At 59.8% G+C, this 15,200-nt stretch carries 14 protein-coding genes; all 14 read left to right on the top strand.

Annotation, left to right across the window (positions count from 1 at the left end; genetic code table 11):
• Positions 1-13: 13 nt before the first annotated feature.
• The 14 genes from G485_RS0102535 (at position 14) to G485_RS0102460 (ending at position 15,169) form a co-directional block, all read left to right on the top strand.
• Positions 14-547, top strand: coding sequence for a PRC-barrel domain-containing protein (locus G485_RS0102535; RefSeq protein ID WP_027091235.1), 534 nt, complete (start codon positions 14-16; stop codon positions 545-547).
• Positions 548-553: 6 nt separating this feature from the next.
• Positions 554-760 carry a hypothetical protein gene (locus G485_RS0102530; protein WP_027091234.1) on the top strand — a complete coding sequence of 69 codons (207 nt, stop codon included), beginning with the start codon at positions 554-556 and terminating at the stop codon, positions 758-760.
• A gap of 173 nt (positions 761-933) precedes the next feature.
• Positions 934-2,004 (top strand): AI-2E family transporter, encoded by a 1,071-nt coding sequence (locus tag G485_RS0102525; RefSeq protein ID WP_027091233.1) that lies wholly within the window; start codon positions 934-936, stop codon positions 2,002-2,004.
• Between the two features lie 364 nt (positions 2,005-2,368).
• A complete protein-coding gene (gene alaS / locus G485_RS0102520) occupies positions 2,369-5,002 on the top strand; it encodes an alanine--tRNA ligase (RefSeq protein WP_027091232.1) in 2,634 nt (877 codons plus the stop codon).
• Between the two features lie 109 nt (positions 5,003-5,111).
• Positions 5,112-5,387 carry an IreB family regulatory phosphoprotein gene (locus tag G485_RS0102515; protein ID WP_027091231.1) on the top strand — a complete coding sequence of 92 codons (276 nt, stop codon included), beginning with the start codon at positions 5,112-5,114 and terminating at the stop codon, positions 5,385-5,387.
• A gap of 1 nt (position 5,388) precedes the next feature.
• Positions 5,389-5,802, top strand: coding sequence for a Holliday junction resolvase RuvX (gene ruvX / locus G485_RS0102510; protein WP_027091230.1), 414 nt, complete (start codon positions 5,389-5,391; stop codon positions 5,800-5,802).
• Positions 5,803-5,812: 10 nt separating this feature from the next.
• Complete coding sequence (locus G485_RS0102505; protein WP_027091229.1) at positions 5,813-6,121, top strand: DUF1292 domain-containing protein; 309 nt, start codon at positions 5,813-5,815, stop codon at positions 6,119-6,121.
• 26 nt (positions 6,122-6,147) lie between these two features.
• On the top strand, positions 6,148-6,462 hold the full coding sequence (locus tag G485_RS0102500) for a DUF1292 domain-containing protein (RefSeq protein WP_027091228.1): 315 nt from the start codon (positions 6,148-6,150) through the stop codon (positions 6,460-6,462).
• Between the two features lie 100 nt (positions 6,463-6,562).
• On the top strand, positions 6,563-7,978 hold the full coding sequence (gene mltG, locus G485_RS0102495) for an endolytic transglycosylase MltG (RefSeq protein WP_084423066.1): 1,416 nt from the start codon (positions 6,563-6,565) through the stop codon (positions 7,976-7,978).
• Positions 7,979-8,099: 121 nt separating this feature from the next.
• Entirely contained in the window at positions 8,100-9,032 is a 933-nt protein-coding gene (locus tag G485_RS0102490) for a peptidase U32 family protein (protein WP_027091226.1), read from the top strand.
• A 35-nt stretch (positions 9,033-9,067) separates the two neighbouring features.
• On the top strand, positions 9,068-10,330 hold the full coding sequence (locus G485_RS0102485) for a peptidase U32 family protein (protein ID WP_027091225.1): 1,263 nt from the start codon (positions 9,068-9,070) through the stop codon (positions 10,328-10,330).
• 199 nt (positions 10,331-10,529) lie between these two features.
• Positions 10,530-12,665 carry a methyl-accepting chemotaxis protein gene (locus G485_RS0102480; RefSeq protein WP_240489039.1) on the top strand — a complete coding sequence of 712 codons (2,136 nt, stop codon included), beginning with the start codon at positions 10,530-10,532 and terminating at the stop codon, positions 12,663-12,665.
• A 945-nt stretch (positions 12,666-13,610) separates the two neighbouring features.
• Complete coding sequence (locus tag G485_RS0102465) at positions 13,611-14,561, top strand: ring-cleaving dioxygenase (protein WP_027091222.1); 951 nt, start codon at positions 13,611-13,613, stop codon at positions 14,559-14,561.
• Positions 14,558-15,169: an alpha/beta hydrolase gene (locus tag G485_RS0102460; protein ID WP_027091221.1), complete on the top strand. Its 612-nt coding sequence runs from the start codon at positions 14,558-14,560 to the stop codon at positions 15,167-15,169. Before G485_RS0102465 ends, G485_RS0102460 begins: the two co-directional genes overlap by 4 nt.
• Positions 15,170-15,200: the final 31 nt, after the last annotated feature.

Raw genomic sequence — 15,200 nt, 5'->3', positions numbered from 1 at the left:
AGGTGCCATAGTCGTGCGAAATGTGCAACAAATGATCGGTTTGCCCGTCTATTTAAAGGATGGCAAGCTTGTCGGCCGCATTCAGGATTTCGGATTCGATGAATTTTGGCAAGTGGCTTGCGTCGTGCTCGACACGAAGGTCTGGTTCCGCCAGGCGGTGCGAATCGTGAAATGGTCGGATGTTACGGTCATCGGCGACGATGCCTTGTTCATCCGGGACCGCAGCGCGGTGTCCACGATCGAGCGCAAGCATTTGCTCCGCTCCTTCCATACCGGTCTGATCCGGTTGAAGGAGCTTCCGGTTTACACGGTCGATGGACAAGAACTCGGCCGCGTCTCCGACGTTTATTTCGGCAAGTCACAGGGTACACAAATAGTAGGATACGAATTGACGGACGGTTTTCTCGCGGATGTGTTCGAGGGCAGACGTCGGCTTTTATTGCCGCAAGGGCCTGAGGGCGTCACGTTGGGCGAAGATGCCATCTTGGTTCCCGCTTCATGCGAACGGGTGCTGGAGAGAGAACCTTACGCGGAAAGTGATAGGTGATAAGCGATGATGAGATGCCCCAACTGCAACTCGAAGGATATCGGGAAGATCGGTTCCCATCAGTTTTATTGCTGGAGCTGCTTTATCGAACTGACGGTGAACGGGGACAAAATGTCCGTCTATCAGGTCGAAGAAGACGGAACGCTCAGCTCTCTGGACGACTTGTTCTTCGGCGAGCAAATTCCGCCGCAAGTTCACGCCAACGGAATGTAATTTTTACGCGTTAACACGTATACGTAAGACGAGTTCCGGAGCCCCGGTCTGTTTCGCCATGCGCGAAAGGCCGGGGCTAATTCGTGTTGCCGGAGGTTTACGGCAAGGGACAAGTACATATACTGGAAGCAGATGGCCGCATTCGGAGGCCGAACGAAGCGGGGGTGGGGCGTCTGATCCGTTTTCTCCAAAGTCGACTCTTTGCCGTGCTGGTGTTCGTCATCCTCGGCCTCGTGGCGTTATATTTGCTTATTCTGGTCCAACCGATGCTGCTGTCCATCTACCGGTTCGTCAAAGCGGTGTCGGCTCCTTTTTTTGTCGCGATGATCATCGCCTACGTGCTCAACCCCGTCGTCGGGCTGCTGCACGACCGGAAGGTGCCGCGAACGGCCGCCGTGCTGCTCATCTACGCGGTGTTCATTTGCAGCTGCGTCGTTCTGTTCGTGAACATCACGCCGATGTTCGTCAGCCAGGTGCAGGAGCTGAACGAGCATATGCCCGAGCTGACGATCAAGGCGCAAAACATGATGGACCATTTTAACAACAACGACTCGCTGCCGGAGAGCGTCCGCAATGGCATCAACCGGTCGATCACCGGGCTGGAGAAGGTAATTTCCGAACGGATCGCGGGATTTATGAACAATATCGGGGCGCTCGTCAACGTGTTTTTCCTGGCGATGGTCGTTCCTTTTCTCGCGTTCTATATTTTAAAGGACATGGAAGTGATTGAACGGGCGGTGTTCAAGTACGTCCCCCGCGCCAAGCGGCAGGGAACCATCCGGCTGCTCAAAGAAATCGACGGCGCGCTCGGCAGCTACATCCGGGGCCAGCTGCTCGTGTCGGTGTGCGTCGGGGTGTCGGCTTACGTCGGTTACCTGATCATCGGCATGCCGTATCCGATGCTGATGGCCGGATTCGTCGCCCTGTTCGACATCATCCCTTATTTGGGACCGTTCTTCGGCGCGCTTCCCGCCTTGATCATGGCCTTGACCATCTCGTGGAAAATGGTGCTGCTCGTCATCGTCGTCAATACGCTGTGCCAGTTCCTGGAGAGCAACGTCATCAGCCCGCAGGTCGTCGGCAAGTCGATGAACATTCATCCGCTGACGATCATCTTCGTCCTGCTTGTCGGGGGAGAGCTGGCGGGCGTCGTCGGCCTGCTGCTCGCGGTCCCGTTCTACGCGGCGCTGAAGGTGATCGCCCAGCATCTGTTCGCTTATTATATTCGGCGAAAAACCGTTTGACAGCGCGGAAACGGGTTGTCTATAATCATTATGATTGTTCATTTTACGCAAAGCGTCGACGAGACAAGAGTACCCCGTAGTCCGCTTGCCAGAGAGAGGATTCCTCGTTATTTTCCCTTCGTCCATTCAGGAGGCCGTCTCCAGACCGGGAGAAAACGTGGCTGAGAGAATCCTCGCCAGCGAAGGACGGGAGAAGCCGGTCTTGGAGCTCGGCTCAAAACCGACGGAAGGGCCCGTTAACGCCCGTCTAAGGCGATTGCGCCCCCATCCGGCGCAATAACCAGGGTGGTACCGCGAATCTTTCGTCCCTGACTTTTCAGGGGCGTTTTTATTTCATTTGAGGAGGAAATCCCCCATGCAACCGATGAAAGCCGCGGAAATCCGCGACAAATGGCTCCGCTTCTTCGCCAGCAAAGGGCATCACGTCGAGCCGAGCGCCTCGCTCGTGCCGCACAACGACCCGTCGCTGCTCTGGATCAACGCAGGCATGGCGCCGCTCAAGCCGTACTTTGACGGCCGCGTGAAGCCGGAGAACCCGCGCATCGCCAATTCGCAGAAGTGCATCCGCACGAACGACATCGAGAACGTTGGCAAGACGCGCCGCCACCATACGTTTTTCGAGATGCTGGGCAACTTCTCCATCGGCGATTACTTCAAGGAGGAAGCGATCACCTGGGCGTGGGAGTTTCTGACGGGCCCGGAATGGATCGGCTTCGATCCGGACCGGCTGTCGGTGACGATCCACCCGGAAGACGAGGAAGCGTTCCGCTACTGGAACGAGAAGATCGGCATTCCCGCCGAACGCATCGTCAAGCTGACCGACAACTTCTGGGACATCGGCGAAGGGCCTTGCGGACCTTGCACCGAGATTTTCTACGACCGCGGAGAAAAATACGGCGACCTGTCCGATCCGGAATGCTACCCGGGCGGCGAGAACGAGCGCTTCCTCGAGGTGTGGAACCTCGTCTTCTCGCAGTTCAACCATAACAAGGACGGCAGCTACACGCCGCTTCCGAACAAGAACATCGATACGGGCGCCGGTCTCGAGCGCTTCGCTTCGATCGTCCAGGACGTCGATTCCAACTTCGACACCGACCTGTTCCAGCCGATTATCGCGCGCGCCGCGCAAATCGCGGGCGTCGCGTACAAGGCGAACGCCGACCACGACGTCGCGCTCAAGGTCATCGCCGACCATATCCGCACGGTGACGTTCGCCGTCGGCGACGGCGTCCTTCCGTCCAACGAAGGCCGCGGATACATTATCCGCCGCCTGCTGCGCCGCGCCGTCCGCTACGGCAAGGTGATCGGCATCGACCGGCCGTTCCTGTGGGAGCTGACGGCCACCGTCGGCGAAATTATGGGAAGTTACTACCCCGAAATCGTGGAGAAGCGCGAATTTATCGAGAAGGTCATTCGCACCGAGGAAGAACGGTTCCACGAGACGCTGAGCGACGGTCTGGCCATTCTCGCCGAGCTGTGCGCCAAGGCGCGCAGCGAGGGCGTCAGCGAAATTTCGGGTCCGGACGCGTTCAAGCTGTACGATACGTACGGGTTCCCGTTCGACCTGACGGAAGACTACGCGGCCGAGCAAGGGATGACCGTCGACCGCGCGGGCTTCGACGCGGCGATGGAGGAACAGCGCGAGCGCGCCCGCGCCGCGCGCCAGGAGACGGACAGCATGAAGGTGCAAGGCGGTCCGCTCTCGGAGCTGAAGGCGAAGAGCGAATTCGTCGGCTACGACAGCCTGACGGCGGAAGCGCGCGTCGTCGCCATCGTGTCGGGCGATCGGCTGGTCGACGCCGCCGGCGTGGACGAGAACGTGGCGGTCGTCCTCGACCGGACGCCGTTCTACGCGGAGAGCGGCGGACAAGTGAGCGATACCGGCACGCTGGCCGGCGCCGGAGGCGTTGCCGCCTCGGTGAACGGCATGAGCAAGGCGCCGTTCGGCCAACACGTGCACCACGTCACGATTACGTCCGGCGCGCTCAAGGTCGGCGACACCGTCACCGCCAGCGTCAACGCGGCCGACCGCAGCGACATCGTGCGCAATCATACGGCGACGCACCTGCTGCACAAAGCGCTCAAGGAAGTGCTCGGCGAGCACGTCAACCAGGCGGGATCGCTCGTCGAGCCGGAGCGGCTGCGCTTCGACTTCTCCCACTTCGGCGCGATCAGCCCCGAAGAGCTCGCGGACGTGGAGCGCCGCGTCAACGAGCAAATTTGGCTCGGCACCGAGCTGGACATCAGCTACATGCCGATCGCCGAGGCGAAGGCGATGGGCGCGATGGCGCTGTTCGGGGAGAAATACGGCGACATCGTCCGCGTCGTGCGCGTCGGCGACTACAGCCTCGAGCTGTGCGGCGGCTGCCACGTGCGCAACACGTCGCAGATCGGCCTGTTCAAGCTCGTCAGCGAGAGCGGCATCGGCTCCGGCGTCCGCCGGATCGAAGCCGTTACCGGTCGTCACGCTTACGCGTACCTGGACGACCAGCTCCAGCTGCTGCGCGGAGCGGCCGCGCTGCTGAAGACGGGCGTCGCCGACGTGCCGAAGCGCGTCGAGGCGCTGCAAGGCGAGCTGCGCCAGCTGCAGCGCGACAACGAGTCGCTGCAGGGCAAGCTGAGCCGCCTGGAAGCGGCCGATCTCGCCGGCCGGGCCGTCGATGCGGGCGGCGTGACACTGCTGGCGGCGCAAGTGAACGCCAGCGGCATGGACGCGCTGCGCGGCGTCGCCGACGAGCTGAAGGCGAAGCTCGGCTCCGCCGTGCTGGCGCTGGGCGCCGTGGACGGCGACAAGGTGCAGCTCGTTGTCGCGGTGACGCCGGATTTGACCGCCAAAGGGCTGCACGCCGGCAAGCTGATCAAGGAACTGGCCGCCATTTGCGGCGGCGGCGGCGGCGGCAAGCCGGAGCTGGCGCAGGCCGGCGGCAAGGACCCGTCCAAGCTCCCCGAGGCGCTGGCGGCGGCTCGCTCGCTCGTGCTCGCTCAGCTCCGGGCCTAATCCGAGCCTAAAAATTGTCGACACGGCGCGCTTTCCGGCGCCGTTTCCATTTCCTGTCCGTCGCGGAATATGATATGATGGATAGGAATGAGAAAGCGAGGTGCTGGAGATGAGCTCGTCGGACAAGAATCAAATGGACAAGACGGTCAAATTCGACGTGGTTCCGGATCCCGAGCAGATATCGGCCAAGGATATCCTGTTGTCCGTACACGACGCCTTAGTGGAGAAGGAATACCACCCGATCAACCAGATCGTCGGTTACCTGCTATCCGGCGATCCCGCCTATATTCCTCGGCACAACAACGCGCGAAGCCTGATACGGAAGAAGGAACGCGACGAACTGATCGAAGAGCTCGTCCGGTTTTATCTTCACCAACATCGATAGCATGAGGATAATGGGACTGGATTACGGGGACAAGCGGATCGGCGTCGCCCTGAGCGACGCCTTCGGCTGGACCGCACAGGGCTTGGAAGTGATCGAGCGGAAGACGGAGAACGGCCACCTGGAGCGAATCCGCGAGCTCGTTCGCGACAACGGCGTGGAAGCCGTCGTAGTCGGCTTGCCGAAGAATATGAACGGGACGATCGGCCCGCGTGGCGAAATTTGCATGGCATTCGCGGAAGAACTTAGACAGACACTAGGTCTGCCCGTCCATTTATGGGACGAGAGGCTGACGACGGTGTCGGCCCAGCGGACGCTGCTCGAGGCCGACGTCAGCCGGCGCAAGCGCAAGCAGGTTGTGGACAAGATGGCGGCGGCCATTTTGCTGCAAAATTATTTGGATTCCCGCCAGAAATGAGGGACAGACGATGACGGACGAGAACAACCTCGGAGAAGAAGCGGAAATTATATACATCCCCGACGACGAAGGCAACGACGAAGCGTTCGAGGTGATTATGCGATTCGAGCCGGACGACGGCACGGGCCGCAAATACATGATGCTCGTGTCGGCTGAAGACGAGGACGAAATGCAGGAAGTGTTCGCCTTCCGTTATGAGGAGGAGAACGACGAGATCAAGCTGTTCCCGATCGAGGATCAGGAAGAGTGGGACATGGTCGAAGAGACGTTCAACACGCTGGCGGCCGGCATCGATGAAGCCGAGGATATCGGCAAATAAATCGTCTCACGCGACGGAGGAAAGCGATGACCGAAGCATCCAAGAAGGCAGGCCGCGCCGGAAGCCCGTTGAGAAGCCTGTTCGGCGACTATGTGGAGCTGGACGGAGCCGGCGGTGCGCCGCAGCGGTACAAAATTATGGCCGAGCTCGAAGTAGACGGACGAAGCTACGCGGTGCTGCAATCGGACGCGATGCGCAAGGAAGGCGACATCGAGGTGTTCCGCGTCGCCGCCGGCGAAGCGGGTTCGCCGCAGCTCGAGACGGTGGAGGACGACGAAGAGTGGGAGAACGTCGCGGAAGCTTACGACGATCTTCTGTTCGGAAGCGATGAAAGGCCTTAAGCTTGCCGGCTTCGAAGGCAGGCCCAAGGATACGGATATTAAGGCCAAAAGAGCGGGAGACCGCTCTTTTGTGCGAGAAGCGGCGCTTAGGAGGTAGGGCATGGACAGAGAGAACGACGACAGTCCGATCGGGTGGAGATCGATTTACTCGGACGATCGGGATGCCGCCGGCGGCGACCATAAGCGAAGGAACGGCGAGACGGAGGCGGAACGGGAGCGGAGCGCCGGCGAGCGGGCTTCCGGCGCCGAATCCGCTGCCGCCGAGGAGCCCGCGGCGACAGCGGACGAAGCGGTCCCTCCGCGGGTACCGCCGCGCCAAGGGGCGCCGGACGTCGGCTACCCGAGGGAATTCCGTTCCGCCGCTTCGGAAGAAGCGTCCCGCAAGCGCCAATCTTCCGCAGCGGAAGAGGAGCAAGCGGAGCCGGCCGAGCCTTCGGCCTCTTACCGGCGAAGGAAGCCCAGGCCGCTCTTGTGGTCGTTTTTTATCGCACTCGGACTGGTCGTCATCGCGGCGGCATCCGCCCTTTTCTACCTATGGAACGGGCTTCGGCCGACGCCGGCTTCCGACACGCCCGTTCGCGTCACGATCGAGAAGGGCATGCGCGCCAACAGCGTGGCGGAAGAGCTGGAGCAAAAGGGCCTTATACGTAACGCTTTTCTTTTCAGCATGTGGCTGAAGCTAAAAAACGAAGGCTCGAGATTCCAGGCCGGCGAATACGACATGCTGCCCGGCATCACCCGCGACGAGATCGTCGCCAAGCTGAACGCCGGCGCTACGGTCGCCGCAGCGACGATCCGCTTCACGATTCCCGAAGGCTTTACCGTCGAGCAAATCGCGGACCGTCTGGCCAAGGAAGGCTTCGTGAACAAGGAGAAGTTCCTGCAAGCCGCCGGGAAGCCGGATCAGGTGTCGGACTCCGTCTGGACGAAGCAAATCCCGAACACGGCCGATATGCGCTACCCGCTGGAAGGCTATATGTTCCCGGAAACGTACGAGCTGAGGAAGGGAGCGACGGAGCAGGATATTATCAATCGGATGGTGTCCGAGCTGGACCGTAAGCTGAGCCAACTGCCGGACGATTGGCAGACGACGATGCAGGAGCGGCATCTGACTTTGCATCAGCTGCTTACGATCGCGTCGCTCGTGGAGAGGGAAGTCGTTCTCGACGAAGAGCGCCCGATCGTCGCGAGCGTCATCGAGAATCGGCTGAACAAGAAAATGCCGCTGCAAATCGACGCCACGATCCAATACGTGCTTGGCAAACAGAAGGAAAAGCTGACGACCGAAGATACGAAGATCGACAGCCCGTACAACACGTATTTGCACACCGGCTTGCCGCCGGGGCCGATCGCGAGCCCGAGCCTCAAATCGATCGAGGCGGCGCTCTATCCGGCCGACACGGAATACTTGTATTACGTGACAAAGAAGGACGGAAGCAATCAGCATCTGTTCGCCATCACGTACAAGCAGCATCAGAAAAACATTCAAGCAAGCGAGAAGAACGCGAAGCAATAACCGGTTTCGGGCGCCTCAGGCGCCTGAAGCCGCCTATCCGACCCGGCGTGAGCGCCCGGACCGCGCCGAGCGGCCCGACGGCCGACGCCGGGTTATGTTATTCCGGAGGTGAAGGACAATCGTGAACAAAGCTGCGGAGCTGCTCATTGCGGCAGGCTCGATCGGTCAGATGGAACGTTATATCGAAGCAGGGGCAAGCGCCGTGCTGATCGGGGAATCCCGATTCGGCGCGCGGTTGCCGGGAGATATCGAAGCGGGCGAAATGCGGGAAGCGATTGCCCGCGCGCATGCGAAGGGGGCGAAGGCTTACGTCTCGGTGAACAAGCTGTTCCGCAATGCCGAGCTGCCGGATTTGCCCGGCTATTTGAAGCTGATTGCGGACGCGGGCGCGGATGCGGCCGTTTTCGGCGATCCCGCGGTTCTCCTGAACGCAAGGGAAGCCGCTCCCGGGCTCAAGCTGCATTGGAACGCGGAGATGACGGGCACGAACTCGGCGGCCGCCGCTTTCTGGGGGCGCAAGGGAGCCGTTCGCGCGGTGCTTGCGCGCGAGCTGAACGAAGCCGAAATTGCCGATATCAAGCGGCAAACGACGCTTGAGGTGCAAGTGCAGGCGCATGGCATGACGAATATCTACTATTCGCAGCGCAACTTGCTGCAAAGCTATATGGAGCATATCGGCAGGGAAGCCCATATCGTCGATTTGGGAGCCGACCGGGGCCGATATCTCGCCGAAGCGGAGCGTCCGGAGGAGAAGCTGCCGATCTTCGAGGACCGGAACGGCACGCACGTCATGAGCGCCGACGACATTTGCCTGCTGGAGGCGCTGCCGGATCTGCTCGCCGCCGGTGTGGACAGCTTCTATATCGAGCCGCTGCTCAAGCCGGAAGCCTACAACATCACGGTGCTTAGCAGCTACAGAAGCGCCCTGGACGCGTGGGCGGCGAATCCGGAAGCGTACCGGTTCGAAGAGCGGTGGCTGGACGACATTCGGGCGCTGCAGGATCCGGACCGGGAGCTCAGCTTCGGCTTTCTTTATAAAGAACAAGTCTATTAATGGACAAGCGCATCGAGTTCAAAGGAGGGATCGGCGTGAGCCATGCCGTAGCGGATGCACCCGTCCGGCGGGGCGCCGGGAAGCGATTCCGGCTGGACAAGCCGGAGCTGTTGGCTCCGGCGGGAAGCCTGGAGAAGTTGAAAATCGCCGTTCATTACGGCGCGGACGCCGTCTACATCGGCGGCCAGAAATACGGTCTGCGTTCGAACGCGGACAATTTCAGCATCGAGGAGATGCGTGAAGGCGTCGAATTCGCTTCCCGATACGGGGCGAAGGTGTTCGTCGCCACGAACATTTACGCGCATCAGGAGGATTTGCCCGGACTTGCGGACTATCTTCGCGAGCTGGAGGGGGCGGGGATCGCCGCCATTATCGCCGCCGATCCGGCCGTCATCGAGGTGGCGCAGCGGGTGGCGCCGGGGCTTGAGGTTCATCTCAGCACGCAGCAATCCGCGATGAACTGGCAGGCCGTGAAGTTCTGGAAGGAAGAAGGGCTTCCGCGCGTCGTCCTGGCGAGGGAGACGTCGATGGAGGAGATCGTCGAGATCAAGTCGAAGGTGGACATCGAGCTCGAAGCGTTCATCCATGGCGCGATGTGCTCTTCCGTGTCGGGGCGCTGCGTTCTGTCCAACCATTTTACCGACCGGGATTCGAACCGCGGCGGCTGCTGCCAGTCGTGCCGCTGGAAGTACGATCTCCATCAGGAAGGCCGCTCCGTCATGGGTCCGGGGGATCATCCGTTCACGATGGGCAGCAAGGACTTGAGCATGATCCGCCATATTCCGGACCTGATCGAGGCCGGCGTGGACAGCTTCAAAATCGAAGGACGGATGAAAAGCGTCCATTACGTCGCCTCCGTCGTGAACGCCTACCGCCAGGCGATCGACGCCTACATGGCCGATCCGGACGGATACGAGCTGCGGCAGGAATGGATCGACGAGATCGGCAAAGCGGCGAACCGCCCGCTGAGTACCGGCTTTTTCTATACCGTTCCCGGAGCGGCCGAGCATATTTACGAACCCGAGGAGAAGCCGGCTCCGTATGATTTCGCCGCCGTCGTCACCGGCTACGACGAAGCTTCGGGGATGGCCGTCGTGCAGCAGAGAAGCCCTTTCAAGCCCGGCATGGAAGTGGAGTTTTTCGGCCCGGGCGGCAGGAGCTTCCGGCAGCGGCTCGGGGACTTGTTTGACGAACAGGGCAATCGTCTCGATGCGGCCCGGCATCCTCTTCAAACGATCCGGATCCGGACCGAACGTCCCGTAGTCCAGTGGGACCTTATGCGCAAAAAGATATTGTAGAACTTTCCAAATAAATTTGGAACATATTCCAAAAAAGAAAAAAGGTACTCGATAAAAAGGATTCTTTCTCGACTTGTCGAATTTACTCTGATAAAGTAAGACATTGCCAAAAGAAGGCAATGATCTTGCTTCGGAGTCGCGTCCGACAAGTCTTTTTTATGCTTTAATTCGTCACTACGAGCCGGAGGGGTAGCACCAGATGAAGAAAACAACGTGGCGTGATCGGATGAATGCCGTAAACTGGAAGAAAGGGACTGAAGGCGTAGGCGGATTCGCCAGGCGGGTCAGCGGGCAGCTGAAACAGACGAAACTGGAGAACCCGATTAGGTCTGTAGGAATGAAGCTGTTCATTCTCATTTTCTGCGGGATCTTGGTTTGCGTCGTCTCGCTGGGACTATTTTCATATAGCAAATCGAAATCCGTCATTCAGCAGAAAGTAACGGATTCGAGCCGCGAGACGGCGATTCAAACCGCGGGCCGGATCGATCTGATGCTCAGCAGCTACGAGCGGAAGACGATGGAGTTTTTGTCGGATCAGGAATTCATGTCGCTGCTGAACACGAGTTTGACGACGACGGACGATTACGAGAAGTTCGACAGCCAGCGCAGCATCAATACGAAGCTTTCGTCGATCATGCTGTCCGACAGCATGATTGCGGGCATCTACTTGCTGCCGTCCGATCCGTCGCAAGACGCCATCGGCGCTTCGAGCTCCGGAGGACTGCCGAACTTGAAGGACAATACGCCGGCGTTCGTGAAGACGATGGTCGATGCGGCCGGGAAAGTCGTCTGGGTTCCGACGATGAAGACCGGCATTTCGGGTCAAATGACCTATCCGACGATCGCCGTCGGCCGCGCTTTGCTTAACGTCGGGCGCGACGAGCATCCCTATTTGCTCGTCATCGAGATCAATTTGAAGGCCATTCAAGATGTGCTCAGTACGGTCAACTTCGGCAAAGGCAGCGAGGCGTATATCGTGTCGCCCGATGGCACGGTCGTTTATTCCTCAGACGAGAAGGAGCTCGGCGCGTCTTACGGTTATAAGCTGCCAGGAGAAGACGGATCGACGACGATCTCCGTGGGCGGAACGAAGACGCTGTCCGTCGGTGCGACGACGAGCGCCGGCAACTGGTCCGTGATCGGTAATATACCGGTGTCGATTCTCGTTGACGGAGCCAAATCGATCAGCTTGCTGACGTGGGTGATGGTCATCATTTCCGCGCTGATCGCCGCGTTGATCGGTCTGGTCGTTCTGCTCTCGATCGGACGGCCGCTCGGCCAATTGCGGACGCTGATGAACGAGGGCGAGAAGGGCAATCTGACCGTTCGTTCCACGATCAAGCGCAAGGACGAGATCGGGCAGGTCGCCGAGAGCTTCAACCGGATGATGGAGCAAATTACGGGACTCGTCATGAAGACGACCGAATCGGCGGCGGAGGTGCTGGCTACCGCGTCTTCCTTGTCCGATGCATCGCGCAAGACGGCGACGGCCGCCAAGGAAATCGCCGTTGCGACCGAGGAGATTGCGAGCGGGGCGACCAATCTGGCCGTCGAGTCCGAACGCGGAAGCGAAATGACGAACCATATCGGCCTTCAGGTGCAATCGGTCATCTCGGCCAACATCGAGATGGGCAATTCCGCAGCGGAAGTTCAGGACGCGAGCCGCAAAGGGACCGAATACATGGCCGGCCTGATGGACAAGACGGGACAGACCGAAGAGATGACCCGCTCCATGGTCGAGAAGGTCGACAAGCTGAAGGAAAGCACAGGCTCGATCCGCAAAATTCTCGACGTTCTGGGCAATCTGACGAAGCAGACGAACATTCTGTCGCTGAACGCGACGATCGAAGCGGCGCGCGCCGGAGCGGCGGGCAAAGGATTTATGGTCGTCGCCGACGAGATCCGGAAGCTCGCGGACCAATCGAGGCATTCCATCGGCGTGGTCGGGGAAGTCGTCACGACGATCCATCGCGAAATCGACGAGACGGTATCGGTGCTGTCCGACGCCTATCCGCTCTTCCGGGAGCAGATCGAATCCGTTCGCGACGCGAATCAAATTTTCCACAACGTTCAAAACCATATGACCAGCTTCGCGGAGCGGCTCGAATCCGCGACGGGAGCGGTCAACCAGCTCGAGGAAGCCCAAGCGACGCTCTCGCTTGCGATGACGAACGTCAGCGCGGTCGCCCAGGAAGCTTCGGCTACCTCCGAGCAAGTCGCTTCGCTCAGCAACGAGCAGCTTAGCGTAAGCGAAGGGCTAGTCGAGCTGTCGAACCGTCTGGAGGCGGTGTCCAACCAGCTTCGCGAGTCGCTGTCTCGTTTCACGGTAGGCTAACACAGAGGGCGGCTGAACTAGAAAGCCGCGATATCAAGCCGCTGCGCTCTTTCCGGCGTCTACACGCCGGAGAGGGCGTATTTTTTTCGCCGTGAAGCCGTTGGTGAGGTTCGGCCTCATAGCAGACCTTTGCGCGCTTGCTGCAGACCGTCCCACTATCCCGTTGCTTCAGAATGCGATAGTTGCGCGTTCTGGCGGCGCATCCCATTATCCCCCCGGATCAGGACCAGATTGATTTTAACCGCAGGGTGGCGGTAAGACTTTACTTTCTTACGGGGATGATCCCACTATCCCCTTGCTTCAGAAGCGATAGTTGCGCGTTCTGGCGACGCATCCCATTATCCCTCCGAATCAGGACCGGGAGGATGAAGCCGCACCTGATAAAGAGGGATAGCGTCAACAATTCGGCAAGACATTTGGAAGAAGATGAACTTCGAAAAGGCGAATGGATAAAAGGGATAGCGGCAGGGGCCGGGAAAAATGATGGATGCCGAACCGGCGAACATCGGCATAGCGGATGAGGTGCGAAAGGAAGGCGAAAGCGATGGAACGGTTGCGGGAAGTGAGGCCTGATGGAAGGGGATAGTGGGATGGGTCGAGAAAAAGGGATCGATATTGAACCGGCGAATGGCGATGGAGGATTTGCCGCGACTGAGTGGAAGGGATAGTGGGAGGAGGCCCGAAAGGAAGGCGGAAGCGGCGGAACGATTGCGGACAGCGAAGCCAAGCCTGATGAAAAGGGATAGTGGCACGGGCCTCGTAATGAAGGCGAAACTGCCCGGCGAGGGGAGCGACAAGAATTGCTTAAATGGAGATCAAGGTATATAATTATCTCATATTTAAGATATTAAAATTCAAATTAATTGTCCGAATCGGCTGGCTTAACTTGAACTTTGCCGGCCATAATATCTTAAATTAAAGATAATGGTATCGGAGGCGGCGCAAATGACTCAAAAGACGGCGGGCATTCATCATATTACTTCGTTCGTTCGGGATCCGCAGGGCAATGTCGACTTTTATGCGGGCGTGCTTGGCTTGCGGTTGGTAAAGAAGACGATCAACTTCGACGCACCTGAAGTGTACCATCTCTACTTCGGCAATCAAATCGGCAGCCCGGGAACGGCCGTCACTTTCTTCCCGGCGCCCGGCAGCCGGGTCGGCAAAGTGGGCGGCGGGCAGGTCGGGTACACGGTTTACGCCGTGCCGGCCGGCACGCTCTCGTTCTGGGAGAGCCGGCTGGCAAAATTCGGCGTCCCGACCGAGCGCTCGTCGAGGTTCGGCGAGACGTTCCTGCGGTTCAAGGACCCGGATGGACTGCAGCTTGAGATCGTCGAGCGCGAAGAAGGGCCAAAGAGCGAATGGTCGTTCGGAGGCGTTCCCGCGGACAAGGCGATCAAAGGATTCGGAGGAGCGCTGCTTTACAGCATTGCGCCCGACAAAACGATGAACGTGCTGCGGCACGTGCTCGGTCTGGAGCCAATCGCCGAGGAAGACGGTCTCGTCCGGTTCCGCGCGGCGGGGGACATCGGGAACGTGATCGATATCAACGCCCAGCCTGTTCCGTGGGGGGCCGGAGGAGCGGGAACGGTGCACCATATCGCCTGGCGCGCCAAGGACGACGAGGATCACGAACGCTGGCGCGAGCTCGTGGCGCGGAGCGGGCTGCAGCCGACGCCGATTGTGGACCGCCAATATTTCCACGCCGTTTACTTCAGGGAACAAGGCGGCATTCTGTTCGAGATCGCGACCGACACGCCGGGATTCGACGTCGACGAGCCCTTCGAGTCGCTGGGCGAAAAGCTGATGCTGCCCGAATGGTACGAGAAGCATCGCGAGCTGATCGAGCGGAATCTGCTGCCGATCGAAGTCCGCAGTCTGGAGGGGGAACGGAAATGAAACATGTTTTCCGCCAAGGAACGAACGTTTCCGCGCCGACGCTGCTGCTGCTGCACGGGACGGGGGGCAACGAGCGGGACTTGATCCCGCTTGCCGAAGCGATTGCGCCGGACGCCTCCTATCTGGGCGTTCGAGGGAACGTACTGGAGAACGGCATGCCCCGGTTTTTTCGGAGGCTCGCGGAAGGCGTCTTCGACGAGGAAGACTTGGTGCTTCGCACCGGGGAGCTGAACCGATTCCTCGACACGGCCGCGGAGCAATATGGCTTCGACCGGAGCCGGCTTGTCGCCGTCGGCTTCTCCAACGGGGCGAACATCGCCGCCAGCTTGCTGTTCCATTGCAAGGACGCGCTCTGCGGAGCGATTTTGCACCATCCGATGGTGCCGCGCCGGGGCATCGCGCTGCCGGATCTTGCGAGCACCCCCGTTTTTATCGGCGCGGGAACGAACGATCCGCTCTGCTCCCGGGCGGAGACGGAGGAGCTGCAATCGCTGCTGGAAGGCGCCGGCGCCTCCGTGACCGTCCACTGGGAGTCGTTCGGGCATCGGTTGTCCGGCGGAGAAGTTCAGGCGGCGGCGAACTGGTACCAGCGCCACTTCGCCGGTTGATCCGGCACGCGGAAGAGGCTTGTCATTCGGG

The sequence above is a fragment of the Cohnella thermotolerans DSM 17683 genome (assembly GCF_000429825.1).
GTDB classification, from domain to species: Bacteria; Bacillota; Bacilli; order Paenibacillales; family Paenibacillaceae; genus Cohnella; species Cohnella thermotolerans.
Note: the sequence above shows the minus strand (reverse complement) of the source record. Positions and strands in the feature narration are given on the sequence as shown.

What these genes read in the sequence shown, in the direction of transcription:
- G485_RS0102530 (WP_027091234.1), top strand. Translation starts at nt 554, where the DNA reads ATGATGAGATGCCCCAACTGCAACTCGAAGGATATCGGGAAGATCGGT.
- alaS (WP_027091232.1), top strand. Translation starts at nt 2,369, where the DNA reads ATGAAAGCCGCGGAAATCCGCGACAAATGGCTCCGCTTCTTCGCCAGC.
- G485_RS0102515 (WP_027091231.1), top strand. Translation starts at nt 5,112, where the DNA reads ATGAGCTCGTCGGACAAGAATCAAATGGACAAGACGGTCAAATTCGAC.
- ruvX (WP_027091230.1), top strand. Translation starts at nt 5,389, where the DNA reads ATGAGGATAATGGGACTGGATTACGGGGACAAGCGGATCGGCGTCGCC.
- G485_RS0102505 (WP_027091229.1), top strand. Translation starts at nt 5,813, where the DNA reads ATGACGGACGAGAACAACCTCGGAGAAGAAGCGGAAATTATATACATC.
- G485_RS0102500 (WP_027091228.1), top strand. Translation starts at nt 6,148, where the DNA reads ATGACCGAAGCATCCAAGAAGGCAGGCCGCGCCGGAAGCCCGTTGAGA.
- mltG (WP_084423066.1), top strand. Translation starts at nt 6,563, where the DNA reads ATGGACAGAGAGAACGACGACAGTCCGATCGGGTGGAGATCGATTTAC.
- G485_RS0102480 (WP_240489039.1), top strand. Translation starts at nt 10,530, where the DNA reads ATGAAGAAAACAACGTGGCGTGATCGGATGAATGCCGTAAACTGGAAG.
- G485_RS0102465 (WP_027091222.1), top strand. Translation starts at nt 13,611, where the DNA reads ATGACTCAAAAGACGGCGGGCATTCATCATATTACTTCGTTCGTTCGG.
- G485_RS0102460 (WP_027091221.1), top strand. Translation starts at nt 14,558, where the DNA reads ATGAAACATGTTTTCCGCCAAGGAACGAACGTTTCCGCGCCGACGCTG.